Annotated in this window: 21 protein-coding genes and 3 tRNA genes; 10 read left to right on the forward strand and 14 right to left on the reverse strand. The window is 47.2% G+C overall.

The window, feature by feature from the left end; all coding sequences use genetic code 11:
- Positions 1–11: 11 nt before the first annotated feature.
- The 4 genes from oppC to AC6I8U_RS04790 all read left to right on the forward strand — a co-directional run bounded on the left by oppC (position 12) and on the right by AC6I8U_RS04790 (position 4,121).
- Positions 12–914: an oligopeptide ABC transporter permease OppC gene (oppC, locus tag AC6I8U_RS04775; RefSeq protein WP_498018318.1), complete on the forward strand. Its 903-nt coding sequence runs from the start codon at positions 12–14 to the stop codon at positions 912–914.
- Positions 915–933: 19 nt separating this feature from the next.
- Complete coding sequence (locus tag AC6I8U_RS04780) at positions 934–1,905, forward strand: ABC transporter ATP-binding protein (protein ID WP_128649477.1); 972 nt, start codon at positions 934–936, stop codon at positions 1,903–1,905.
- A gap of 5 nt (positions 1,906–1,910) precedes the next feature.
- Entirely contained in the window at positions 1,911–2,903 is a 993-nt protein-coding gene (oppF, locus tag AC6I8U_RS04785) for a murein tripeptide/oligopeptide ABC transporter ATP binding protein OppF (protein WP_042478566.1), read from the forward strand.
- Between the two features lie 267 nt (positions 2,904–3,170).
- Positions 3,171–4,121 (forward strand): glutathione S-transferase family protein, encoded by a 951-nt coding sequence (locus AC6I8U_RS04790; protein WP_234495461.1) that lies wholly within the window; start codon positions 3,171–3,173, stop codon positions 4,119–4,121.
- Between the two features lie 97 nt (positions 4,122–4,218).
- Here the strand turns inward: AC6I8U_RS04790 and AC6I8U_RS04795 are convergent.
- Positions 4,219–4,303: transfer RNA gene (locus tag AC6I8U_RS04795), tRNA-Tyr, on the reverse strand.
- Between the two features lie 567 nt (positions 4,304–4,870).
- Positions 4,871–4,954, reverse strand: a tRNA-Tyr gene (locus tag AC6I8U_RS04800).
- A 320-nt stretch (positions 4,955–5,274) separates the two neighbouring features.
- Between AC6I8U_RS04800 and AC6I8U_RS04805 the strand changes: the two genes are divergently transcribed.
- The 3 genes from AC6I8U_RS04805 to AC6I8U_RS04815 all read left to right on the forward strand — a co-directional run bounded on the left by AC6I8U_RS04805 (position 5,275) and on the right by AC6I8U_RS04815 (position 9,915).
- Positions 5,275–6,366 carry an efflux RND transporter periplasmic adaptor subunit gene (locus AC6I8U_RS04805; protein WP_498017866.1) on the forward strand — a complete coding sequence of 364 codons (1,092 nt, stop codon included), beginning with the start codon at positions 5,275–5,277 and terminating at the stop codon, positions 6,364–6,366.
- On the forward strand, positions 6,366–9,494 hold the full coding sequence (vexH, locus tag AC6I8U_RS04810) for a vibriobactin export RND transporter permease subunit VexH (protein ID WP_498017867.1): 3,129 nt from the start codon (positions 6,366–6,368) through the stop codon (positions 9,492–9,494). The genes AC6I8U_RS04805 and vexH overlap by 1 nt, the downstream gene beginning before the upstream one ends.
- Before the next feature lie 100 nt (positions 9,495–9,594).
- Complete coding sequence (locus tag AC6I8U_RS04815) at positions 9,595–9,915, forward strand: DUF1244 domain-containing protein (RefSeq protein WP_042476594.1); 321 nt, start codon at positions 9,595–9,597, stop codon at positions 9,913–9,915.
- Positions 9,916–10,008: 93 nt separating this feature from the next.
- Here AC6I8U_RS04815 and AC6I8U_RS04820 read toward each other — a convergent pair whose 3' ends face one another.
- Both AC6I8U_RS04820 and rnt read right to left on the reverse strand, forming a co-directional pair.
- A complete protein-coding gene (locus AC6I8U_RS04820) occupies positions 10,009–11,334 on the reverse strand; it encodes a Na+/H+ antiporter family protein (RefSeq protein ID WP_498017868.1) in 1,326 nt (441 codons plus the stop codon).
- Between the two features lie 25 nt (positions 11,335–11,359).
- Positions 11,360–12,010 carry a ribonuclease T gene (gene rnt / locus AC6I8U_RS04825; RefSeq protein ID WP_128648628.1) on the reverse strand — a complete coding sequence of 217 codons (651 nt, stop codon included), beginning with the start codon at positions 12,008–12,010 and terminating at the stop codon, positions 11,360–11,362.
- Positions 12,011–12,273: 263 nt separating this feature from the next.
- On the opposite strand from rnt, the gene motY reads away from it, so the two are divergent.
- Positions 12,274–13,158, forward strand: coding sequence for a flagellar protein MotY (motY, locus tag AC6I8U_RS04830; protein WP_394151753.1), 885 nt, complete (start codon positions 12,274–12,276; stop codon positions 13,156–13,158).
- A 273-nt stretch (positions 13,159–13,431) separates the two neighbouring features.
- Here motY and AC6I8U_RS04835 read toward each other — a convergent pair whose 3' ends face one another.
- Entirely contained in the window at positions 13,432–13,746 is a 315-nt protein-coding gene (locus AC6I8U_RS04835) for a PTS sugar transporter subunit IIB (RefSeq protein ID WP_498017869.1), read from the reverse strand.
- Positions 13,747–14,248: 502 nt separating this feature from the next.
- Here AC6I8U_RS04835 and AC6I8U_RS04840 point away from each other — a divergent pair.
- A complete protein-coding gene (locus AC6I8U_RS04840; protein WP_498017870.1) occupies positions 14,249–15,631 on the forward strand; it encodes an IS4 family transposase in 1,383 nt (460 codons plus the stop codon).
- 194 nt (positions 15,632–15,825) lie between these two features.
- On the opposite strand, the gene gloA is transcribed toward AC6I8U_RS04840, so the two are convergent.
- From gloA to AC6I8U_RS04885, 9 genes are all read right to left on the reverse strand, one after another.
- Entirely contained in the window at positions 15,826–16,242 is a 417-nt protein-coding gene (gloA, locus tag AC6I8U_RS04845) for a lactoylglutathione lyase (protein ID WP_042476622.1), read from the reverse strand.
- An 18-nt stretch (positions 16,243–16,260) separates the two neighbouring features.
- Positions 16,261–16,902, reverse strand: a complete 642-nt coding sequence (nth, locus tag AC6I8U_RS04850; RefSeq protein ID WP_042476625.1) for an endonuclease III — start codon at positions 16,900–16,902, stop codon at positions 16,261–16,263.
- A 99-nt stretch (positions 16,903–17,001) separates the two neighbouring features.
- Positions 17,002–17,691 (reverse strand): electron transport complex subunit E, encoded by a 690-nt coding sequence (locus tag AC6I8U_RS04855; RefSeq protein WP_252011611.1) that lies wholly within the window; start codon positions 17,689–17,691, stop codon positions 17,002–17,004.
- The gene (gene rsxG / locus AC6I8U_RS04860; RefSeq protein ID WP_498017871.1) at positions 17,691–18,320 is read right to left on the reverse strand and encodes an electron transport complex subunit RsxG; all 630 of its coding nucleotides are present in this window, start codon (positions 18,318–18,320) and stop codon (positions 17,691–17,693) included. The genes AC6I8U_RS04855 and rsxG overlap by 1 nt, the downstream gene beginning before the upstream one ends.
- Positions 18,321–18,324: 4 nt before the next feature.
- Positions 18,325–19,371: an electron transport complex subunit RsxD gene (gene rsxD, locus AC6I8U_RS04865; RefSeq protein WP_498017872.1), complete on the reverse strand. Its 1,047-nt coding sequence runs from the start codon at positions 19,369–19,371 to the stop codon at positions 18,325–18,327.
- Entirely contained in the window at positions 19,371–22,130 is a 2,760-nt protein-coding gene (gene rsxC / locus AC6I8U_RS04870) for an electron transport complex subunit RsxC (protein ID WP_498017873.1), read from the reverse strand. Before rsxC ends, rsxD begins: the two co-directional genes overlap by 1 nt.
- 8 nt (positions 22,131–22,138) lie before the next feature.
- Complete coding sequence (gene rsxB / locus AC6I8U_RS04875) at positions 22,139–22,720, reverse strand: electron transport complex subunit RsxB (RefSeq protein ID WP_498017874.1); 582 nt, start codon at positions 22,718–22,720, stop codon at positions 22,139–22,141.
- The gene (gene rsxA, locus AC6I8U_RS04880; RefSeq protein WP_042476631.1) at positions 22,720–23,301 is read right to left on the reverse strand and encodes an electron transport complex subunit RsxA; all 582 of its coding nucleotides are present in this window, start codon (positions 23,299–23,301) and stop codon (positions 22,720–22,722) included. Before rsxA ends, rsxB begins: the two co-directional genes overlap by 1 nt.
- A gap of 277 nt (positions 23,302–23,578) precedes the next feature.
- Positions 23,579–23,654: transfer RNA gene (locus AC6I8U_RS04885), tRNA-Asn, on the reverse strand.
- 488 nt (positions 23,655–24,142) lie between these two features.
- On the opposite strand from AC6I8U_RS04885, the gene uvrB reads away from it, so the two are divergent.
- A complete protein-coding gene (gene uvrB, locus AC6I8U_RS04890) occupies positions 24,143–26,173 on the forward strand; it encodes an excinuclease ABC subunit UvrB (protein WP_252011615.1) in 2,031 nt (676 codons plus the stop codon).
- Positions 26,174–26,236 lie beyond the last annotated feature (63 nt).

Here is a 26,236-nt window from a genome sequence, read left to right on the forward strand (position 1 = left end):
GAGTGGTAATGATGCTAACGAAAAAAGAAAACTTAGAAGCGGTAGAGAAGTTTTCAGAGAACCTAGAAATTGAAGGTCGTAGTTTGTGGCAAGACGCGCGCATCCGCTTTATGCGCAACAAAGCTGCGATGGTCAGTTTATTTATCCTGTTTGTTATGACGATGGCGGTTATCTTTCTGCCAATGATCGCACCCTACACCTACGATGATACGGATTGGTACGCGATGCACGCCGCGCCAAGTGCTGAGCACTGGTTCGGTACAGATAGCTTGGGACGTGACCTGTATGTTCGTACCCTTATCGGTGGTCGAATCTCGCTAATGGTGGGTGTACTTGGTGCCTTTGTTGCAGTACTGATTGGTACGCTTTACGGCGCGGCATCAGGCTTTATTGGCGGTAAAGTTGACCGAGTTATGATGCGTATCCTAGAGATCCTGTACGCAGTACCATTCATGTTCCTAGTCATCGTACTAGTGACCTTCTTTGGTCGTAACATTGTACTTATCTTTGTGGCTATCGGTGCGATTGCATGGCTGGACATGGCGCGTATTGTTCGTGGTCAAACCCTAAGCTTGCGCAGCAAAGAGTTTATTGAAGCGGCACACGTATCGGGCGTAAGCACATGGCGCATTATTACGCGTCACATTGTTCCTAACGTTCTAGGTATCGTAGCGGTTTACTCAACGCTTCTGATTCCAAGCATGATCCTAACGGAATCATTCTTGTCATTCCTTGGTCTTGGTGTTCAAGAGCCAATGACGAGCTGGGGCGCACTTCTTCAAGAAGGCTCACAAACAATGGAAGTTGCCATTTGGCAGCTAACATTCCCAGCAATCTTCATGGTGGTAACACTATTCTGCTTTAACTATGTGGGCGACGGTCTTCGTGACGCGTTAGATCCAAAAGACAGATAATAACGATTAAGGAAGTACTATGAGCTTATTAGATGTAAAAGATCTGCGTGTCGAATTTAAAACGCAGGATGGTATGGTAACCGCAGTTAACGACCTAAACTTCTCTCTGAACCAAGGCGAGACACTTGGTATCGTAGGTGAGTCAGGTTCCGGTAAATCTCAGACTGTATTCTCAATCATGGGTTTGCTAGCGAAAAACGGTATTGTATCGGGCAGCGCTCAGTTTGAAGGTCGTGAGATCCTTAACCTACCTGAGAAAGAGCTAAACAAAGTTCGTGCTGAGCAGATTGCGATGATCTTCCAGGATCCAATGACCTCACTTAACCCTTACATGAAGGTGAGTGATCAGCTAATGGAAGTACTGATGCTGCATAAAGGCATGGGCAAAGCGGAAGCATTCGAAGAATCTGTTCGCATGCTAGAAGCGGTTAAGATTCCTGAAGCACGTAAGCGTATTACCATGTATCCGCATGAGTTTTCAGGCGGTATGCGTCAGCGTGTAATGATTGCGATGGCACTACTTTGTCGTCCAAAACTTCTGATTGCCGATGAGCCGACAACGGCACTCGACGTAACCGTTCAGGCACAGATCATGGATCTTCTGAACGAACTAAAAACCGAGTTCAATACAGCAATCATTATGATTACCCACGATTTGGGCGTGGTGGCTGGTTCTTGTGACAAAGTACTTGTGATGTATGCTGGTCGTACTATGGAGTACGGTACCGTTGACGAGATCTTCTACAACCCAAGTCACCCGTATGCAGAGGGTCTGCTAAAGGCAATCCCTCGTTTGGATACCGAAGGTGAAATCCTGCCTACGATTCCAGGCAACCCACCTAACTTGCTACGTCTGCCACCAGGCTGTCCTTACCAAGAGCGTTGCCACCGTGCAACACCTCAGTGCAGCGTGGAAGCACCAAAGCTAGAGAACTTTGGTCAAGGTCGTCAACGTGCGTGTTTTTCTGATTGGGAGGCTTGGGCCAAATGAATGCAATGACAAATAACAAAGAACTTCTTTTAGACGTTAAAGACCTTAAGGTTCACTTTAGCATTGCTTCTAAGTCCGCATGGCCTTGGAGCAAGCCTTCTAACCTAAAAGCTGTCGACGGTGTTAATGTACGTTTATACGAAGGCGAGACACTGGGCGTTGTAGGTGAGTCTGGTTGTGGTAAATCTACGTTTGCTCGTGCCATCATTGGCCTTGTAGAAGCGACGGACGGCGAAGTAATGTGGCTTGGTCAAGATCTGACTAAGATGCAAGCGGTTCAGCGTCGTAATACGCGTAAAGAAATCCAAATGATTTTCCAGGATCCTTTGGCGTCGCTTAACCCGCGTATGACAGTGGGCGACATCATCGCAGAGCCTCTAGAGACCTTCTATCCAGAACTTTCTAAGCAAGAAGTGAAGGATCGCGTTAAGGAAATGATGGCTAAGGTAGGTCTACTACCAAACGTTATCAACCGTTACCCTCACGAGTTCTCGGGTGGTCAGTGTCAGCGTATCGGTATCGCTCGTGCACTTATCCTAAAGCCTAAGATGATCATCTGTGATGAACCAGTATCAGCACTAGACGTATCGATTCAGGCTCAGGTTGTTAACCTTCTTAAAGAGTTACAAAAAGAGTTAGGTTTGAGCTTGGTTTTCATTGCCCACGATTTGTCGGTAGTAAAACACATCTCTGATCGCGTATTGGTTATGTACCTAGGTAACGCCGTTGAACTTGGTGAAGCTGAGGCACTGTTTGCTGACCCGAAACACCCGTATACACGAGCGTTGATGTCTGCAGTACCAATCCCAGATCCAAAGATTGAGCGCTCAAAGACGATTCAAATGCTTGAGGGTGATTTGCCTTCACCAATTAACCCACCATCGGGTTGTGTGTTCCGCACGCGCTGTCCACAAGCGACAGAGCAGTGCGCACAACAAAAACCAACAATACAGGGAACGGACGTACACGCAGTGTCGTGCCTAAACGTTAGCGTTTAGTGTATCCCAGTAATCGAATAGCAAGGAAAGCCCTAACGGTATGTGTGAGCTGTTAGGGCCGCTATTTTCAGCCTGTGACGGGCCTAAGCGCGACGAGTAAGTTTAGTCGCGCTTTTTTTGTATCTGTCATCCCGCAAGTTATTTATTTTCTTGTCACACTGGCTGTTATTCAAAGATTTTGAACGACATAGTTAAAGGCACCCACTGAAGTTTGTATCCTTTCCGCTCTATACTTTTTTCATCAAAATCATAACGAGGAAGAAAGTCATGGGTAAATTAGTGGATGGTGTTTGGCATGATGTTTGGTATGACACCAAATCCTCTGGTGGTAAGTTCGTGCGCGAAGACGCAGGATTTCGCAACTGGGTTGAGAACCGAGCAGACGCGGAGTTCCAACCAGAGTCGGGCCGTTACCACCTATATGTATCCCTCGCTTGCCCTTGGGCACACAGAACCTTGATATTCCGATCGCTAAAAGGATTGGAGGAACACATTGATGTGACTGTCGTATGCCCAGATATGCTATCTGAAGGTTGGACTTTTGGTTTGCCAGAGCCGCTTTTTGGTTTTACCAAGCTTCATCAGATTTACACTCAAGCTAAATCGGACTACACCGGCCGTGTGACTGTTCCGGTGCTTTGGGATAAGAAAACCAATACGATCGTTAGCAACGAATCGTCTGAAATTATTCGCATGTTTAATACGGCGTTTAATGACCTTACTGGAAATCATGACGACTATTACCCAGACTCACTTCGCGCTGGGATTGACCAGTGGAATGAGTTCGTTTATCCAAACATTAATAATGGTGTCTATCGCTGCGGCTTTGCTACCACTCAAGAAGCCTATGAAGACGCGTTCCACGGTTTGTTTGACGCCTTGGACAAGGTCGAGGCACACCTAGCTACATCACGCTATCTGGTGGGTGATACCCTGACAGAAGCTGATTGGCGCCTATTTACCACGCTAGTGAGATTTGATGCGGTTTACGTAGGGCATTTCAAATGCAATAAAAAACGCATTGCCGATTACCCAAATATTCAAGGGTATCTGAAGGAGCTGTATCAAGTAGAAGGTGTCAGCGCAACGACGGATCTTTATCACATCAAGAGACACTACTACTTTAGTCATACGGGTATAAATCCAACACAAGTCGTGCCATTAGGACCTGAACTTGACCTTGATTCACCTCATGGACGTGAATCGATTGGTGGCTGAGAAGTGATTGAGAGACAATCATGAGAGACAGTAACTAACGACTACTGATAGCCAGAAACGAAAAAACCGACTCAGATGAGTCGGTTTTCCTTTTGTATGGTGGGGGGGGACGGATTCGAACCATCGAAGGCAGTGCCGGCAGATTTACAGTCTGCTCCCTTTGGCCACTCGGGAACCCCCCCAGGGGTTTTTATACTTGGTCGATGTTTTCCCAACGCGTCGATTCAAGTTAGTTAGCTGATAATCGTCAACTAACAAAATGTGGTGGGGGGGGACGGATTCGAACCATCGAAGGCAGTGCCGGCAGATTTACAGTCTGCTCCCTTTGGCCACTCGGGAACCCCCCAGGGGTTTTTATACTTGGTCGATGTTTTCCCAACGCGTCGATTCAAGTTGGTTAGTTGGTATCGTCAACTAACAAAATATGGTGGGGGGGGACGGATTCGAACCATCGAAGGCAGTGCCGGCAGATTTACAGTCTGCTCCCTTTGGCCACTCGGGAACCCCCCAGGGTTTTTATACTTGGTCGATGTTTTCCCAACGCGTCGATTCAAGTTGGTTAGCTGACATCATCAACTAACAAAATGTGGTGGGGGGGGACGGATTCGAACCATCGAAGGCAGTGCCGGCAGATTTACAGTCTGCTCCCTTTGGCCACTCGGGAACCCCCGGGGGTTTTTATACTTGGTCGATGTTTTCCCAACGCGTCGATTCAAGTTGGTTAGCTGACATCGTCAACTAACAAAATGTGGTGGGGGGGACGGATTCGAACCATCGAAGGCAGTGCCGGCAGATTTACAGTCTGCTCCCTTTGGCCACTCGGGAACCCCCCCAGGGTTTTATACTTGTTTGATGTTTTCCCAACGCATCACTCAAGTTCGGAGCGCATCATAACAAACTGCGTATGGCTGTAAACCCTTTTTTGCTGATTTTGAACTGAATGGTGCCTTTTTGGGCAGAGACGGCTAAAAAGCGTGTTTTTAGTCATTATTATTTATACAGCAGCGAGTTATATTGGTTCTACGTCAACACGGGTACAAAAGATTAGCCACAATTGTAAATAGATTAGCGCGTTAAGATTTACACTTCTTGACGTTATTGGGCGTATAACTCGCTAGAATAACCATAGTTTTTACACTAAAAGACACACACAATGAAAAATAAAACCATAATGGGTTTGCTGGCACTGTCTATTCTCTGTGTTTCACCAGTAACCCTAGCCAAAGGAAAGGCTGGCGCGAGGGCAGTCTCTGTCGTGACCGAGCAAGTCGCCATTCATCAAGTTTCCCAGTCACTGTCTCTTGTTGGCAAATTAGAAGCTGACGAATCCGTGATTATCTCTTCTGAAGTCAATGGCATTGTCGACCGCATTCAAGTTAGCGCAAACCAAACCGTTGAAAAGGGACAACTCCTGGTCCAATTGAACGACGACAAAGCGCTCGCGGCAGTTGCAGAAGCAAAAGCTTACGTCCGCGACCAAAAGCGTATCCTTGCAGAGTTCCAACGCCTAGTTGACCGCAACGCGATTACCAAAACAGAAATCGACGCTCAAAAAGCTGCTGTTGATATTGGTAACGCACGTCTAGACGCAGCTAATGCCAACCTTAACGACTTATATATAGAAGCCCCTTTTGCTGGCACTGTGGGTCTTATTGATTTCAGCCGCGGTAAGCTAGTGAATGTAGGTACTGAATTACTGACACTCGATGATCTATCAACGATGCAGCTCGATCTGCAAGTCCCTGAAAGTTATCTTCCAATGCTCGAAAGGGGCATGGATGTTACCGCGCTTACTGCGGCATGGGGCTCCCGAGTATTCTCAGGTAAGGTCGTAGCGATAGATACTCGCGTGAATCAAGAAACCCTTAACCTGCGTGTTCGTATTCATTTTGAAAACGAAGACCGTCGCTTAAAGCCTGGTATGCTCGCACAAGCTCGCATGGAATTTCCACCAATTGAAGCGCCAATTATCCCTGTTCAAGCATTGGAATATTCAGGCACCAAGCGCTACGTGTATGTCGTCGACGACAACAATAAAGCCCATCGTACAGAAGTCTTCCTTGGTGCTCGTGTAGGTAACCAAGTTGTGATTGAGAAGGGAATTGAGATTGGTCAGCGCATCGTGGTGCAAGGCATTGTTAACATGCGCGATGGTGTATCAGTCTCTGAAGTCAATGCAAATGGAGAGCCAAGTGCTGCTCGCATGCAAGGCGACAAAAAGCCAACGGATAAGGAAGCCAGCTAATGTTGTTATCTGATGTTTCCGTTAAACGTCCGGTAGCGGCTATCGTTCTGAGCTTGCTGCTCTGTGTATTCGGTATCGTGTCGTTCAGTAAACTCGCGGTGCGCGAGATGCCGGATATCGAGAACCCTGTTGTCTCTATCTCTACTCGCTATGAAGGGGCATCGGCCACTATTATCGAGAGTCAGATAACGTCGGTTATCGAAGACCAGTTATCAGGCATAAGCGGTATCGACGAAATTGAATCGACAACGCGCAACAGCATGTCTCGCATTACGGTGACGTTTGAGCTTGGCTATGACTTAAATACCGGTGTCAGTGATGTTCGTGATGCGGTAGCAAGAGCTCAGCGCTCACTGCCAGATGAAGCTGATGATCCACTGGTGTTTAAGAACAACGGTAGTGGTGAGGCATCGCTTTACATCAACCTCAGCTCTTCTGAAATGGACCGCACCCAGTTAACCGATTACGTCAATCGTGTGCTGGTGGACCGCTTTAGTTTAATATCCGGAGTGAGTTCGGTTGATATCTCCGGCGGCCTGTATCAGGTGATGTACGTCAAACTCAAACCAGCCTTCATGGCGGGTCGTGGGGTGACAACGTCTGATATCACTGCTGCATTGAGAAGCGAGAATATCGAGAGCCCGGGTGGTGAAGTTCGTAACGATGCTACTGTTATGTCGGTACGTACAGCGCGTGCCTATAGCACTCCTGTTGACTTTGAGTATCTCGTGGTTAAGCGAGCAAGCGATAACACACCTATCTACCTTAAAGATGTAGCTGACGTCTATGTGGGTGCCGAAAACGAAAACTCAACGTTCAAAAGCGATGGTGTCGTTAACGTGAGTATGGGTATCGTGCCACAATCTGATGCCAACCCATTGGAAGTCGCAGATCTAGTTCACAGAGAAGTTGAACGCATGCAGCAGTTCCTTCCCGAAGGGACTCGCTTGGCGATCGACTACGATTCTACCGTTTTCATCGATCGCTCTATTTCTGAGGTATACAACACCCTATTTATTACAGGTGGGTTGGTTATCTTGGTGCTTTACATCTTTATTGGTCAAGCGCGAGCAACACTTATCCCCGCTGTTACAGTACCTGTGTCTCTGATTTCATCTTTTATTGCAGCGTATTTCTTTGGCTTCTCCATTAACCTCATCACGTTAATGGCACTTATCTTGTCAATTGGCTTGGTGGTTGATGACGCCATTGTGGTTGTGGAGAACATCTTCCACCACATCGAGCGTGGCGAGTCACCGCTATTAGCTGCTTATAAAGGGACTCGAGAAGTCGGTTTCGCCGTTATCGCAACCACGCTAGTACTCGTCATGGTGTTCCTGCCGATCTCCTTTATGGACGGTATGATTGGACTACTGTTCACCGAGTTCTCAGTCCTGCTTGCTATGTCGGTCATCTTCTCTTCCTTGATAGCGCTGACCCTAACGCCAGTACTTGGCAGTACTATCTTGAGAGCGAATGTAAAACCAAACCGCTTTACTCAAGCGATAGACCGCGGTTTTAGAAAGCTAGAGCGTGGCTATAAAGCGGCGCTTGCTAAAGCCCTCAAGCTGAGATGGGTTGCGCCGATTGTTATTATCGCTTGTGTCGGCGGCAGCTTTCAGTTGATGCAACATGTGCCAGCACAGCTCACTCCATCAGAAGACCGGGGTGTTATCTTTGCCTTCGTTCGTGGTGCGGACGCGACCAGTTACAACCGCATGGCAGCCAACATGGACATCGTCGAAGATCGTCTGATGCCCCTGCTTGGTCAAGGCTTCTTGAAGTCATTCAGTATTCAGTCTCCGGCATTTGGCGGTAACGCGGGTGACCAAACGGGCTTTGTCATCATGATTTTGGAAGACTGGAACGATCGTGACGTTACCGCGTCGGAAGCATTGGGAGAAGCGCGTAAAGCGCTGGCGGGTATTGCCGATGTTCGAGTGTACCCGTTTATGCCAGGTTTCAGAGGGGGCTCCAGTGAACCAGTTCAGTTTGTTATCGGTGGCTCAGACTACTCAGAACTTCAAACGTGGGCAGATAAGCTAGAGCAAGCCGCAGAGGAATCGCCGTTTATGGAAGGGGCGAGTACTAACTATTCAGAGAAAACGCCGGAACTCGTAGTCACTATCGATCGCGAACGAGCTGCCGAACTGGGTATTAGTGTCGCTGATATCTCAGATACTCTTGAAATTATGCTAGGCGGTAAGAGTGAGACAACCTACGTTGAGCGCGGTGAAGAGTACGATGTGTATATTCGTGGCGACGAGAATAGCTTTAACAATGCAGCTGACCTTAGTCAGATCTATATGAGAACTCAATCGGGTGAGCTGGTGACTTTGGATGCGGTGACCTCAATTGAGGAAGTGGCTTCGTCTATTCGTCTGTCTCACTACAACAAGCAAAAGGCTATCACTATTAAGGCGAACTTATCTGATGGTTATACCTTGGGTGAGGCGTTAGATTTCCTCGACCAACAAGCGATAGAAATGCTACCCGGTGATATTTCGGTAAGCTATGCCGGCGAGTCGAAAGACTTTAAAGAGAACCAATCAAGTATCTTAGTGGTGTTTGGTTTGGCTCTGCTGGTGGCTTATCTAGTACTGGCAGCTCAGTTCGAAAGCTTTGTAAACCCATTGGTGGTGATGTTTACGGTACCTATGGGGGTATTTGGTGGCTTCCTTGGCTTGGTGATCATGCAGCAAGGCCTGAACATCTATAGCCAAATAGGTATGATCATGTTGATCGGTATGGTAACCAAAAACGGTATATTGATCGTCGAGTTCGCCAACCAACTCCGTGATAAGGGCATTGAATTTGAGAAAGCCATCATTGATGCTTCAGCTCGACGTCTTCGTCCGATTATGATGACCGCATTTACCACACTTGCCGGTGCGATTCCGTTGATTCTGTCGACAGGGGCTGGCTATGAAAGCCGCGTCGCGGTGGGTACAGTCATCTTCTTCGGAATGGCGTTTGCTACTCTGGTTACGCTGTTTGTGATTCCAGCGATGTATCGTCTGATCTCTGCGAGAACGCAATCGCCGGGGCATGTCGAGGCAGAGCTCAACAGAGCACTCAGTCATGATGTGAAAGCACGCAGCAGTCATGGCGAGTTAAGCGATGTCTAGCTAAACAAAACATAGATAACATATGCCCAGTTTCGACTGGGCATTTTTTTGTTTGTTGGTTAGGATGGACGTAGAAAAACCAACAATAAAGGAAAGTAGAGTGGCTGATTTCAAATACAAAGATCTCCCGCAAGACCAACAAGATAAGCTCGACGCAGCTGTATTTCGCCGCCTTCTAGCGCACTTAGATAGTAATAAGGACGTTCAAAACATCGACCTTATGATTCTGGCTGGCTTTTGTCGTAACTGCTTTAGTAAATGGTACAAAGCAGAAGCGGAAACCCAAGGTCTAGATTTAGATATCGATGACGCTCGTGAACGTGTCTATGGTATGACCTACGATGAGTGGAAAACGAACCACCAACCAAAGGCAACACCTGAACAGCTTGCCGCGTTCGAAGCGAGGCAAGCGAAGAAGTAAGCGCTTGTTATCAGATACGAAAAAGGCTTGGTCAGTGACCAAGCCTTTTTACTTTCTACGTATTTTAGCACGAGACAACAAGTCTTCGAACGACTACAGCACCATCGCTGCAATCCAACCAAACACGATGAGTGGGATGTTGTAGTGGATAAAGGTAGGAACCACTGTCTCCCAAATGTGCTCGTGCTGACCGTCTGCGTTCAGACCTGAAGTTGGACCCAATGTTGAGTCAGAGGCTGGCGAACCCGCATCACCCAGCGCAGCAGCAGTACCGACAAGTGCAACGGTTGCCATTGGTGAGAAGCCGAAAGCGATAGCAAGCGGTACATAGATAGTTGCAATGATTGGAATCGTAGAGAAAGAAGAACCGATACCCATAGTGACCAATAGACCAACGACTAGCATCAGTAGTGCCGCTAGTGGTTTGTTGTCACCAATGCTGGTAGATAGAGCTTCTACAAGAGATTCAACGCCACCAGTTTGCTTCATTACCGCAGCAAAGCCCGCTGCAGAAATCATAATAAAGCCGATCATCGCCATCATGTGAACACCTTTAGTGAACACATCTTGTGTCTCTTTCCATGCAATCACGCCGCCAAAGGTAAAGACCATGAAGCCAGCAAGTGCACCGATAATCATTGAACCTGAAGTCAACTGAACGGCTAGCGCCGCTACGATACCAGCGATAGCAATGAAGATGTTCTTCTTGTTGATGTGAGAAGGCTCTTCATCGATTAGTGTCATCTCTGTTGCAGCGTACTCACGCGGTTTACGGTAGCTAAAGAAGATAGCGAGAAGTAGACCAGTGATCATGCCTAGCGCAGGAAGTAGCATCGCCATAGGGACTTGAGATGCAGTTACCGACTCTAAACCGTTGTCATGTAGGTTTTTAAGTAAGATGTTGTTTAGGAAGATGCCACCAAAACCGACCGGCAGAACCATGTATGGCGTAACAAGACCAAAGGTCAACACACAAGCAACCAAACGACGATCAAGCTTGAGTTTCGCAAATACGCCTAGCAAAGGTGGAATCAAAATTGGGATAAAGGCGATATGCACAGGGATTACGTTCTGAGACGACATAGTCACAAGAATCAGCGCGACAAGAACCGCATACTTAAGACCTGTTGAGCCCGCTGAGCTCTCTTTGCCATGAATTCGCTTAATCACGCTTTGAGCAAGTAGGTCAGTAATACCAGACTTGGAAATGGCAACCGCGAAGGTACCTAGCATCGCATAGCTCAATGCGATAGTAGCACCGCCACCAAGACCGCCTTCAAAGGCACTAACAGCATCGGTCAGTGACATACCAGAGACAACGCCACCAACGATGGCACTAAATGTTAACGCAACGACAACGTTAACGCGCATCAATGCCAGAACCAGCATGATGCAAACGGAAATAACGACAGGATTCATATTAATCTCTAAAAGTTGTGTTTGTTTATTCTTGGTTCTCGTCGACAACAGGCCAGCCACCAAGTGCTTTCCATTTGTTGACGATTCGGCAAAATAGCTCAGCCGTCTTTTGGGTGTCGTAAAGAGCCGAGTGGGCTTCCTTGTTATCGAACTCCATGCCTGCGACTTTACAAGCTTTTGCCAATACCGTTTGACCAAAGGCAAGACCACTTAATGTCGCGGTATCGAAGGTAGCAAACGGGTGGAAAGGTACGCGCTTAAGTTTGGCACGCTCATTCGCCGCACTAACAAAGCTATGATCAAAATTCGCATTATGTGCCACCATGATTGCGCGATTACAATCGTGTTGCTTTTGCTCCTTTCGAATCACTTTGTAGATCTCTTTCAGTGCCTCTTGTTCAGAAACCGCTCCACGCAGTGGGCTAAACGGGTCTCGAATACCGTTAAACTCTAACGCTTCCTTTTCTAGGTTAGCGCCTTCGAACGGTTCGATGTGATAGTGCATCACAGTGGCAGGTTGTAGGTTACCTTCTTCGTCCATCTTTAAAGTGATGGCACAGATTTCCAGTAACGCGTCAGTGCTAGCATTAAAACCTGCCGTTTCCACGTCGACAACAACGGGAAAATAACCACGGAATCGCTTTTTTAGCGTAAGAGCTTCGTTTTCTACAGACATGTTAGAGTTTTTTAATGTGACGAAGCGGGCATTATTGCAGATTCTTTCAGCATAAAAAAACCAAACAACGCATTTAATTTCGGGCTTAATACCTCAACCATAGATACAGGTAATCGTTTGTATCTCATTCTTCATGACAAGTTAGTCAAAATTAGACGTTGATGTTGGCGGGATATTTGCAATGTACAAGATGGAGTTCCATCTAAATGCATTAGCGGCAAGGATATGCCGCCGATGTTATTGCTGTCGAGTTATCTATCTATATGAAATTAAATACTTTACTTGCCACATTCTTGTTACCTGCGTTAATCGCTCCCGTTGCCAATGCGGCAATCGAGAAGCGCTACGTGGCAACACCAACCCAGTCTCAATGGGAGATGGTAAGTAATACACCATTGGAGTGCCGTCTTGTTCATCCGATCCCAAACTTTGGGGATGCGGAGTTTATTGCACGTGCGAGCAAAAAGATTAACCTCGACTTTGAACTGAAAATGCGCCGCGCCATGGGCGAAACACGCAATGTCAGCTTAGTTTCTATGCCACCACCTTGGCGTCCAGGCGATAGTGCAGATCGCATCAGTAACCTACAGTTTTTCAAACAGTTTAATGGTTATGTTGGCGGACAAGCGGCATGGAGTATCTTGAGTGAGCTAGAAAAGGGCCGTTATCCGACCTTTAGCTATCAAGACTGGCAGAGCCGTGATGAGCGTATCGAGGTGTCACTCTCGTCGGTATTGTTCCAAGGTAAATACAATGTATTTAGTGATTGTGTGGCTAACCTTCTGCCATACAGCTTTGAAGACATCTCGTTCACCATTCTTCACTATGACCGCAATAGCGAGCAGTTGAATAAAACGTCTCAGCATCGACTACAACAGATCGCTGAGTACGTAAGATACAATCAGGATATCGACCTGGTGTTGGTGTCCACTTACACAGATTCGGGTGAGACAAGAAGTGAGAGCCAGCAGCTTTCAGAAAAGCGCGCTGTGATTCTACAAGACTATTTCCACTCACTAGGATTACCAAAAGATCGAATTCAGGTGCAGGGCTACGGTAAACGCAGACCGATTGCGAGTAATGAATCACCAATTGGCAAAGCGAAGAACCAGAGGGTGGTGATCTCGTTTGGGCGGACTGAAGTTTAGGGTTCGTTTGGCGTTGGAGTTTTGGAAACCAGTAGTTGTGAGGCTGCTGGTTTTTTTCTTTTTTTTAGTGGTTTAAAGCGGTGATTGGCTCGGCGGATTCGTTAATGCAGGTTTCAAATTAGTCGTCATTCCGCACTTGATGCGGAATCTACTTAACGCGCGTGCTGAAAGTCAAAAGGTGCGTTGCTACTAACTCTAATGTTAATCAACTTAGACAAGGTTACCTTGCTTCAAACGTGAACTACAAGACGAAACTATGCCGATAATCCAAGTTTATTGGTTATCGGAAGCATATTTAACTCGTCGCTCTTCCATCTCTTGGGAGTAGGTATTAGCCTTCACACCATAAATAATTTGTACATGATGTTCATCAAGAATCACAACGCCATGTGCTCCGTGATTCTTGAGTGCTTTTTGGTCGATTATCGACGTGTTTTTTAGAGTTAACCGAAGTCTAGTAGCACATGCCCCTGTTTCTTTGAGATTGTGCAATCCACCAATGGCCTCAATGACTGTGTCTACATCTTGGTCAAGGTTGGGGTTAACTTGTGTTAGCGCTTTTATTAATCGTTTGATGGCTTTAAGCATGGTTCAAAGTTCAAATAGTACCTGTCATCCAATTATACTCCTCTTCCGAATATTGTCGTGGCGTTTTGGCAGTCACATCGATGTCAAAGCCACCAACCGGCCTAAACTCGCTTTTGGACAACTGTTTCTTGTTGATTTCAACCCCTCCGCTCACCAGATATTCGTCATCCTCACGAAAGTGAGGATCTCCTACCACGTGTAGGTGACTGAAAATATTCGACTAAGTCACGTAATTCAACTTTTCAACGCGCTGAATGAGATCCCCTTTTTCAAGGGGATGACGGTGATTTTTAGTATGGTTTGAAGCATCGAATTGGGTAAAAATAAGTTAGAGCGACGCAGCCTTTTGGGTCTGAAGGTGCAAATAAGCATAGACGATCAATACCCCCTCTAACTCCTGTCTTTCATACACAAATAGCGCAAGTTAATCCTTGCGCTATTTTATTAAACTTATTGATTTAACTGCGATCTAAACGATATCTAAAACAACACGGATATCGACATGTTCATCACAGATACTGCAAAATGGGCCAAAGCCACTTTTAATGATGCTCAGCTTGGTGACCCACGACGTACCCGTCGACTTGTTTCTCTTGCGAGCTCAATAGCCAGCCATATAGGTAAATCTGTGTTGCAATCTCTCTCCAATCCAGCCGATATTGAAGCCGCTTATCGGTTCATTCGAAACGAAGATATCAAAGCAGACGACATTGCAGAAGCGGGGTTCTCTACAACTGCTGAGTCTGCGAAAGGCTTAGGGACATTGCTTGCCCTTGAAGACACAACCTCGTTAAGCTTTACCCACAAAACTGTATCCAAAGAGCTAGGGCACACGACTCGTTACGAGAAATCGAAAGGTTTTCAAGCTCACTCAGTGTTGCTTTTTTCTCCTAAGCAACACCATGTTGTGGGTTTGATTGAACAGTACCGCTGGACCCGAAATATAGCTGAGAAAGGAAAAAGTGAAACGCAGCCCAAGCGTCCATATAAAGAGAAAGAAAGCTATAAATGGGAACAAGCCTCTCGCAAAGTAGCAGAACGACTGGGCGATACAATGGAGCACGTCATTTCTGTCTGTGATAGAGAAGCAGATCTGTATGAGTACCTGACGTATAAAACAGAAAATAATCAAAGATTTATTGTTCGTTCCATGCAAACTCGTTGTATAGAGGAGTCAGACGATAAACTCTACTCTTTCGGTTCTTCGCTTAAAAGTGCAGGAGAGCGAACGGTTCCAGTGATGCAGAGAGGTGGGCGAAAAGCACGAGAAGCGATATGTGATATTCGCTATGCATCTGTGACGCTCAAAGTTCCATCGGCCAAGAAGGGAGAGCCGGTTCAACTTAATTACGTGAGTTGTGTTGAGCAAGGTAATAGCAAAGGGTTGTGCTGGCATATTCTGACTTCTGAGCCAGTGAAAACCAAAAAACAAGCCATCACCATCCTAGAATATTACGAGCGACGCTGGTTAATTGAAGACTTCCATAAGTCGTGGAAGACAGGGGGAACTCAAGTTGAAAACCTACGTATGCAAAGCAGAGCCAATCTAGAGAAAATGATTGTTTTACTTAGCTTTATAGCATGCCGAATTCAGCAACTTCGATACTTGGGTTTAGATAAAGATAGAGCTAAGAAAGTGAGTTGCGAACAGATACTAAGCCCCAAGGCTTGGAAATTACTTTGGTTAAAAAGAGAGAAGAAACATCTCCCAAAGAAGCCACCACACTTACACTGGGCATACCTAAATCTAGGGAAACTGGCCAACTGGCATGACACCAAGCGAACTGGCCGAGTTGGATGGGAACGACTCTGGGAAGGTTGGTTTAGACTGCAAGATATTGTTGAGGGGTATGATCTAGCAAAGTCTCTTGATCCAGACTTGTGATCAAGAGACAGCTCTAACTCCCCCCATGTTGAGTTTATCAGCAAAGCAATGGGCTATGCTGTTCAGGGGGAGAACGTTTTTTGGTGCTGGAAGTATTTGCGGCGGTTTAAGGTCAGAGCGTTTGGATAGCAGGCATACAAAAGCCAGTGGTTAATGCCACTGGCTTTGTCGTTTTAGCTTAATAAAATCAGTACTTAACCTTCAAGACCAGCACTGGCTTCTTTGTTTTGAATTAGCTCAATCATGTAACCGTCTGGGTCTTTGACGAAGGCGATTTGAGTGGTGCCACCTTTGACTGGACCAGGCTCGCGAGTGACGTTGCCGCCAGCCGCTTTAATTGCATCACATGTGGTGTAGATGTCGTCTACGCCAATAGCGATATGACCATAAGCACTGCCCAAGTCATACTCAGTAACGCCCCAGTTGTAGGTTAGCTCAATGACTGCACCTTCAGACTCGTCACCAAAGCCTAGGAAAGCTAGGGTGTATTTGTATTCGGTATTTTCATTTTTACGCAGCAATTTCATACCAATGACGTCGGTATAAAACGAGATAGACTTATCTAAATCACCTACGCGTAGCATAGTGTGAAGGATACGACCGTTAGACATAACATTGCTCCCTTAATATTAATTGTCTGGATAGACTTTATCTTTGAACTCACATAAATCTTCAATAATGCAGCTGCCGCAGCGCGGTTTGCGAGCGACACAGGTATAGCGTCCGTGAAGGATCAACCAATGGTGCACATCAAGTTTAAATTCTTTTGGAACGACTTTGAGTAGCTTTTCTTCCACATCGTCGACGGTTTTACCCATCGCGAACTTAGTGCGGTTTGAGACGCGGTAGATGTGGGTGTCTACCGCGATTGTTGGCCAGCCAAAGGCGGTGTTGAGTACTACGTTTGCGGTTTTGCGTCCTACGCCGGGTAGGGCTTCTAATGCTTCGCGGTTTTCTGGAACTTCACTGCCGTGTTTTTCAATAAGGATCTTGCAGGTCTTGATGACGTTTTCGGCTTTTGAATTAAACAGGCCAATAGTCTTGATGTACTCTTTGACGCCATCTACGCCCAGCGCCAGCATGGCTTCTGGTGTATTCGCGACCGGATAGAGTTTATCTGTAGCTTTGTTCACACTGACGTCGGTTGCCTGCGCAGAGAGGAGAACGGCGATGAGCAGTTCAAATGGTGAGCTCCAGTTAAGCTCTGTCTCTGGATTGGGATTGTTCTCGCGAAGCCGCTCTAGAATCTCTTTTCTTTTGGTGTTGTTCATTTGCTGACTAATTCTTCCGCTGATTGCTTGTACTCAGTGTCTGAGTATCCAGTATGTTTTTATTATAAAAATGCCCGAAAACATCGGGCATGAAAAGCTTTAGTTGGTGACGCGTACGCGTTCAATCTCTGGTTTTTCTTGTTTTGGTTGGCGCTGCTCGATTTGCTTATCGATAACGTTCTTAAGGGCAATCAAGAAGCCGACGCCGATAAACGCGCCTGGTGGCAATAGTGCCAACAAGAACTGGCTATCAAATTGGAATACTTCAATGCGAAGCGCTGCTGCCCAATCACCAAGCAAGAGGTCGGCACCATCAAATAACGTCCCGTTACCAATCAGCTCACGCATTGCGCCAAGGACGACCAGAGCAGAGGTCATGCCCATACCCATCCAGAAACCATCCAGTGCCGCTGGACCAACCGCGTTCTTGGAAGCAAAGGCTTCTGCACGACCAATAATGATACAGTTGGTTACGATTAGGGGAATGAAGATACCCAGCGACAAGTAGAGGCCGTAAGCGTAAGCATTCATTAGTAGCTGAACGCAGGTTACCAGCGCTGCAATAATCATCACAAAGACTGGAATACGGACTTCTTTTGGCACATAGTCTCGCACCAACGAAACAGTAACGTTTGAACCAACCAGTACCAAAAGCGTCGCCAAGCCCAAACCAAGCGCGTTGGTCACGGTTGATGATACGGCTAGCAGTGGGCACAGACCCAGCAGCTGGACGAGGGCAGGGTTGTTATCCCACATTCCGTTTTTTAGCAGTTCTTTAGACGTTGCCATTATTCACCTCCACAATTAAGCGGTTGGCTTAGAATGGAATCGCGATTGGTGTTCACGTATTCCACGGTGTTTTTTACGGCTTTAACCACCGCACGCGGCGTGATGGTTGCACCGGTAAAGGAATCAAACTGTCCGCCATCTTTGCGAACTGCCCAATCCCCTTGATTGTCTTCAGTGACTTGCTTACCCGCAAAACCAAGAATCCAATCGGTAATTCTAAGGTCGATTTTATCACCCAGCCCCGGCGTTTCTTGATGCGCTAATACTCGTGTACCAAGAATAGTACCAGTAGTGTCTAGGCCGATAATCAGCTTTATTGCACCGTTGTAGCCGTCTGGTGCAATAGTCTCGATGGCCAGTGCCGTCGGTTCATTGTTGACAGTTGCAATGTAGACAGGTTGTGCCTGATTGGTACCCAGTGCTGGGTCACTTACTAAGGTACAAGCAGCATACAGTTCATTATCGTGCAGTTCATGAGGGATCACCTCATTGAGCGTGGCTTGAAGCTGAGCTCGCTCTTGGTGAACGATTTGGTCTTTGGTTAAGTATTGGGTAACCGCGACTAAACCTGTTGAAGCACAGGCAAAGATAGCAAGCGTTAAGCCATTTTTTCTAATTGCGTTCAACATGGTATCAATGTCCGTAGGTTCTTGGTTTAGTGTAGTAATCGATCAGTGGCACACACATGTTGGCAAGAAGAACGCCAAACGCCACACCATCAGGGAAGCCACCCCAAGTTCGGATCACAAAGACCATCAAACCGACAAAGGCACCAAAGATAAGTCGACCTTTCACTGTCGTTGACGCGGAAACAGGGTCAGTTGCAATGAAAAATGCTCCCAACATAGTCGCACCGGAAAGTAGGTGCAGTAGTGGCGAACCTGTCTCGCCTGGAAGAACCAAAGCAAAGAAACCGCTGACGACAGTCAAAGATGCAAGCATCGCGACAGGGATGTGCCATTGGATGATGCGCAGTTTTAGTAAAACCAATCCACCAAGAAGGTAGGCAAGGTTTACCCACTCCCAACCAACGCCGGCTAGGCTGCCGAAAATAGGTTGCTCGAAGACTTCGGCTGACGTGTTGCCGTTGCTAATACCAGTTTTAAACGCATCAAGCGGCGTTGCCATCGTGATGCCATCAATGCCGGTTCTGATCTGCTGAAGCGAGTAGCCATCCGCATCAAAGCCACCAAAGATCAATGAAAATGCATCTGCAAAACTCACTGGCTCACTAGAGATAGCGTTTGGTGCAATCCAGCTTGTCATTTCCACAGGGAAAGAGATAAGCAAGACTACATACGCCACCATAGCCGGATTGAACGGATTTTGTCCTAAGCCACCATAAAGGTGCTTAGCGATAACAATCGCGAAGACGAGACCAATGGCCACAATCCACCATGGTGACAGTGGAGGGATGGCAATCGCCAACAGCCACGCAGTGACTAGTGCACTGTAGTCACGAAGCGCTAGCGATGGCGAGCGCTTACGAAGAAGCATAATTGCCGCTTCTAAACCAAGTCCAACAACAATAGCGAATGCAAGTTGAATTAGCGTTCCCCAACCGAAGAAGTAGGTTTGAGCAACCAAACCAGGCAAAGCGCACAGCGCCACACCTTTCATTAAGTCTGGTGTACGCTTGCGGCTATGTGCATGTGGAGAGCTAGCTATAAAGAACGACACTAGTTGTTCTCCTTATTTTTTTCTTGTTCGAGTTTTCGTGCTTTAGCTCGCGCAATCGCAGCGGCGACCGCGACTTTCTTTGGATCTTCCGTCTCAGGAGCATTCGAATCAGAAGCTGTAGTTTGACTGTCTACCTCTGGCGCTTCAGCTTGTGCTGCTTGCTTGCGAGCCTTGGCTCGAGCAATCGCAGCTGCCACGGCCACTTTCTTCGGGTCATCCGATTCAGGCGCAGCTGTTTCACTGTCTACTTCTGGTGTTTCAGCTTGCGCTGCTTGTTTGCGAGCTTTCGCTCGGGCAACTGCAGCAGCCACAGCCGCTTTCTTCGGATCTTCTGATTCAGGTGCAGCTGTTTTACTTTCTGCTTCCGGTGTGTCAGCTTGCGCTGCTTGTTTGCGAGCTTTTGCACGGGCAATTGCAGCAGCAACGGCCGCTTTCTTCGGATCTTCTGATTCAGGTGCAGCTGTTTTACTTTCTGATTCCGGTGTGTCGGCTTGTGCTGCTTGTTTGCGGGCTTTAGCACGAGCAACTGCAGCAGCAACGGCGGCTTTTTTCGGGTCATCCGATGCAGGAGCAGAGGCTTCACCGTCTGCTTCCGGTGTGTCAGCTTGTGCTGCTTGTTTGCGAGCTTTTGCACGGGCAATTGCAGCAGCCACGGCCGCTTTCTTTGGATCGTCCGATTCAGGCGTAGCTGTTTCACTTTCTGCTTCAGGCTCTTCAGCTTGTGTCGCTTGCTTACGAGCTTTAGCACGCGCAATTGCCGCGGCAACGGCCGCTTTCTTTGCATCGCCCGTTTCGGCTGCAGGTGATTCACTCTCTGAGCTTGAGGTTTCAGCTTGAGACGCTTCTTTTCGTGCTTTCGCCCCCGCTATCGCAGCGGCGACTGCATCTTTTTTCGCACTTTGCTCATTTGACTCAACATCGCCTGCTGATTCCGCAGTTTGCTGCTGAGCCGCTTTTTTCGCTTTGGCTCTTGCCAGTGCAGCGGCTATTGCGGCTTTCTTAGGATCTTGTTCAGTAGTGCCAGCGTCATTCTCAACAGCGTTTGAGTCCGTGGCTTTTTGCGCTTTGCGCTCTCGTGCTTGACGTTTGCGCTCTTCGCGCAGTTTTGCCATTTCGGAGTTATCAGGCTCAGCCTGACCTTGTTTCGCCGCTTCTGCTTGTTTTGCTTTCGCACGAGCAATAGCTGCAGCAACAGCCGGTTTGACTTCGCTAGTTGTATCAGCGCCTGCTTTCTGTGCTTTAACTCGCTCTATTGCTGCGGCAATAGCGTCGTCACCACCGCTAGATTTCATTTGCTTACGGCGATCGTCTGCGGCTTTCTTGAAGCGGTTCTCGCGCTCGGCTTTATCACGCTCTAAACGTGCTTTTTTCTCTTCAAAACGAACCTTGGCACGCTCTGCTGCTTCTGACTCTGCTTTACGTGTGCGGATCTCTGCTTTTGCTTGACGATAGTACTGAACTAGTGGAATTTCGCTTGGGCAGACAAATGCGCACGCACCACACTCAATACAGTCTTTTAGGTTGAGCTCTTCACATTTATCGTATTCTTGCGATTTGGCATACCATTGCAGTTGCTGTGGCAACAAAGATGCAGGGCAGGCTTCTGCACACTGACTACAGCGGATACAGGCTATCTCATGAGAGCGAGGGTCTATTTCTCTAAACGTCGGCGCCAAAATGCAGTTAGCTGTTTTGGTGATAGGCACATTCGCATGCGGCAAGGTGAAGCCCATCATAGGGCCACCCATGATTAGGCGCTGAGATTTCTTATCTGCTTTGTAGCCAAATTCATCGAGCAGGGCTTGCACTGGTGTGCCAATCAAAGCCCAAACATTGCGTGGTTTCTTGAAGGTTTTGCCTGTAAGAGTCACCACACGTTCAACAAGTGGCTCGCCGTTGCAAACAGCACGTTTAATCGCGTAAGCCGAACCAATATTTTGCACCATCAAGCCAATATCAGCCGGAATGCCACCGACAGGTACTTCCAGGTTGGTTAAGATCTTAATGAGTTGCTTTTCACCACCAGAAGGATACTTCGTTGGAATGACCCGAATGACGATATCTTCGTCAGCTGCTGCCATTTCCAGCGCTTTGATCGCTTCTGGTTTATTGTCTTCGATACCGATGATAGTGAGCTTTGGTTTTAGGACATGCTTAAGGATATTGATCCCTTCAATCACCTCTTGTGCAAAGTCTTGCATTAAACGATCGTCAGCCGTGATATACGGTTCACACTCGGCGGCATTGAGGATCAGGATCTCGGTACGCTGCAAGCCAGACTGGATCTTTTTGGCCGTCGGGAAACCCGCTCCACCCATGCCAGAGATACCCGCCAAGCGAATCTTCTCGATAATCGCGTCGGGTTCGAGTTCGGTAAAATCGGCAACTGGATCGAGCTCAATCCATTGGTCTTGTTGGTCTGATTCAATAACTATGCATAGATCGCTAAGACCAGACGGGTGCGCAATAGTGCGAGGCTCAATTGCTGTGATAGTCCCCGAGGTTGGTGCATGAACAGGCAACATAAATGCCGCATTCACTTGGCTAAGCGGTTGTCCCTTAAGCACTCGGTCGCCAACATTGACCAAGATGTCGCCTGGTTTACCAATATGCTGTTTAAGGGGAATGACTAATTCGTTTGGAACTGACGCTTTAACAATCTCGCTCTGATTCGATTGCGTCTTGTTTTCTTGTGGGTGCACGCCACCTGGGAAGTCCCAAAGAGAGCCAGTTTTAATCTGTTCGATGAGTGATAACATAGTGCTCCCTATTTACCGTTTCGTTCTGTAGTTGGTTCGGTAATATTGACGACAGGGATAGCATCCATTTGCCATTTCCATGTATCAGCTGTGGTTTCAACGGGGATCATTTCAATACAATCAGTTGGACAAGGTGCAACACAAAGATCGCAACCCGTACACTCATCCTTGATAACGGTATGCAGGGCTTTCGTGCCCCCCACAATGGCATCTACAGGGCAGGCTTGAATGCATTTAGTGCACCCAATACACATATCCTCATGAATAAACGCCACTTTTTTAATCGATTTTTCAGCATCGTGGGCAGAGTCCTCGACTTCAACGCCCATTAAGTCTGCCAGCTTTTCGATAGTAGGCTGACCGCCCGGAGGACACTTGTTAATAGCATCACCGTTGGCGATAGCTTCAGCGTAAGGGCGACAACCTGGGTATCCACATTGACCACATTGGGTTTGCGGAAGAATACTGTCGATTTGGTCTACGATAGGGTCGGCTTCTACCTTAAATTTGATAGAGGCGAAACCCAGCACAGCACCAAAGAGGCCTGCGAGAATGACGACGGCAATGATAGCGATAAGGATGGTAGTCATTACAATTTCACCAACCCTGTAAAGCCCATGAACGCCAGTGACATGAGACCTGCGGTAATCATGGCAATCGATGCACCTTTAAACGGTGCAGGGACGTCGGCCGCTGCAATACGCTCGCGCATAGAAGCGAACAGAATGAGCACCAAAGAAAAACCAACAGCCGCGCCGAATCCATAGATGATAGATTCAATAAAGTTGTGGTTTTCATTGATGTTCAGGAGTGCAACACCGAGAACCGCACAGTTGGTCGTGATCAACGGCAGGAAAATACCGAGTAGACGATAGAGTGTAGGACTTGTCTTGTGCACGACCATTTCTGTGAACTGAACCACGACGGCAATCACCAGGATAAAACTCATGGTTCTGAGATATTGAATGCCGAGCGGAACCAGAACATAGGTTTCCACCAAATAGGCGCACACAGAGGCTAGCGTCAGTACGAATGTCGTCGCTAGGCCCATGCCAATTGCTGTCTCGAGTTTTTTCGACACGCCCATAAACGGGCACAACCCAAGGAATTTTACCAGTACGAAATTGTTGACGAGTACCGTACCCACCAACAACAAGAGATATTCGGTCATAATAATAAGTGTAAAGAGCTCCGATCCCAATATTATCCTGTTTTGAGCGGTGAATAACAACCTGCGAAATCTATGGTTTTGCTTGTTTGTACGAAAAGTATAAGCGTTCGGGCTAAAAACGAAAAAAGCCGCGTCTTACGACACGGCTTTTCCTGAATTTGGCTCCCCCTGCGGGACTCGTACGCGGGCGGCGAGCTCTGAGGCATAAAATCCTGTAAGGATTTCTGTCGCTTAGATGCGAAAAAGCCGCGTCTTGCGACACGGCTTATTCTGAATTTGGCTCCCCCTGCGGGACTCGAACCTGCGACATACGGATTAACAGTCCGCCGTTCTACCAACTGAACTAAGGGGGAATTGCTTAAAGCGGGGCGAATCTTAGCTATCCTAGATGTTTGAGTCAACGGTTTTTTTGAAAAATCACTAGAAAAAAAGATCCAAAAATTTCTTTACTTTTCTGCGAGCCTTGCGGGTGTTGAGCTTGTTTTACTTATCCACCAAATTTGTGGATAAATGTGTTAATTGTACGGGGTCAATTCAGAATTTGAGTAATTACTCACTTGTCAGCTTGTGAATAACTGATTTTTAAGTCAATTAAGTTGATAATAAACAGTTATTTACGAATGCTCTTGAGAAAAGTATCAAAAGTGAGAATAAGGATGTTCACAGAGTATAATTGATTGATTGGGGAAAAACCGTGGATGAATTTGCGATTAACGTTTGGAGCTAGAGCTTGGCGGGGCGATTACGATAGCAAATATGGTTGATAAAAGCGAGCATTTTAGTTGCAAAATTAGGTGACTAGCGTTGAAATACTAGGGTTGCAGATAAGGGATAGAAACACATGGCAAAACACTTTGATTTGGTTTCCGATTACCAACCATCTGGCGATCAGCCTACCGCTATCGCTCAACTCGTAGATGGGCTTGATTCAGGTTTGGCACACCAGACTTTGCTCGGAGTGACAGGGTCAGGTAAAACCTTCACGCTTGCTAATGTGATTGCACAGGCGCAGCGCCCTGCTATTTTGCTAGCGCCTAACAAGACACTCGCGGCACAGTTGTATGGTGAGATGAAGGCTTTCTTTCCGAATAATGCAGTTGAGTATTTCGTCTCATACTACGACTACTACCAACCAGAAGCGTACGTTCCGACCACCGATACTTTCATCGAAAAAGACGCATCGGTAAACGCTCATATTGAGCAAATGCGATTATCAGCAACCAAAGCGCTGCTTGAGCGTAAAGACGCCATCATCGTCGCATCTGTATCCGCGATCTATGGTCTGGGTGATCCAGACTCCTATTTGAAGATGATGCTTCACGTGACGCGTGGCGCGGTCATCGACCAGCGAGACATTTTACTTCGCTTAGCAGAGCTTCAATATTCACGAAACGATGTCGCGTTTGAACGCGGACAGTTCAGGGTTCGCGGTGAAGTCATTGACATATTCCCGGCTGAATCGGATCAAGAGGCGGTACGTCTGGAGATGTTTGACGATGAGATCGACTGCATCAGCCTGTTTGATCCTCTTACTGGTGTGATTACCCAAAGAGATATTGCGCGTTACACCATCTATCCGAAGACACACTACGTAACACCAAGAGAGCGCATTCTTGATGCTATTGAAGAGATCAAGAAAGAACTCGTTATCCGACAAGATTACTTAAAAGAGAACAATAAACTGCTCGAAGAGCAACGGATTTCGCAGCGTACCCAGTTCGATATAGAGATGATGAACGAGCTTGGTTTCTGCTCTGGCATCGAAAACTACTCTCGTTACTTAAGTGGTCGTAAAGAGGGTGAGCCGCCTCCGACGCTATTTGATTACTTACCAAAAGACGGTTTGCTGATCATCGACGAATCCCACGTGACGGTTCCGCAGATCGGGGCCATGTACAAGGGTGACCGATCTCGAAAAGAGACGCTGGTGGAGTTTGGTTTCCGTTTACCTTCAGCATTGGATAACCGTCCAATGAAGTTCGAAGAGTTTGAGATGATTGCGCCGCAAACCATCTTTGTTTCGGCAACCCCAAGTGCTTACGAGCTTGAAAAATCCAACGGCGATGTAGCGGACCAAGTAGTGCGACCTACAGGTCTGTTAGACCCCGAAATTGAAGTGCGCCCGGTGGCGACTCAGGTTGATGATTTGCTGTCAGAAGCAAAAGCGCGAGCTGCGATTGATGAGCGTGTTTTGGTCACAACGCTGACTAAACGCATGGCGGAAGATCTGACGGAATATCTCAATGAGCATGGCGTGAAAGTTCGCTATCTGCACTCAGATATCGATACCGTGGAGCGAACCGAAATCATTCGTGATTTGAGGTTGGGTGAGTTTGATGTCTTGGTAGGGATCAACTTACTTCGAGAGGGTCTCGATATGCCAGAGGTTTCTCTGGTGGCTATTCTCGATGCCGATAAAGAAGGCTTTCTGCGCTCAGAGCGCTCTTTGATCCAGACTATCGGTCGTGCGGCCCGTAACCTCAAAGGCAAGGCAATTCTTTATGGTGACACCATCACCAAATCAATGAAGAAAGCCATTGATGAAACCAATCGTCGCCGCGAAAAGCAGCATGCTTACAATGAAGAGCACGGTAAAGTGCCGACTGCGCTAAAACGTAATATCAAAGATATTATGGAGATAGGCGGCGCAGTGAAAAGTGGTAAGCCTAAAAAAGGCAAACAGGTACCACTGTCGAAGGTGGCCGAGCCGTCGCAGGCTTATGTGGCGCTATCTTCTCAAGATCTTGAGAAGCAAATACTCAAGCTCGAAGGCGAGATGTACCAACATGCTCAGAACCTTGAGTTTGAATTGGCAGCCGAAAAACGTGATGAAATAGAGAAACTTAGACAGCACTTTATTGCAAACAGTTAACAAGCCGAGAGCAGTCTGCTAGGCTGCTCAGGTTTTAAACTGCAAAATAAAAATGGTTTTTAC

The organism is Vibrio sp. KUL80 (assembly GCF_059725495.1).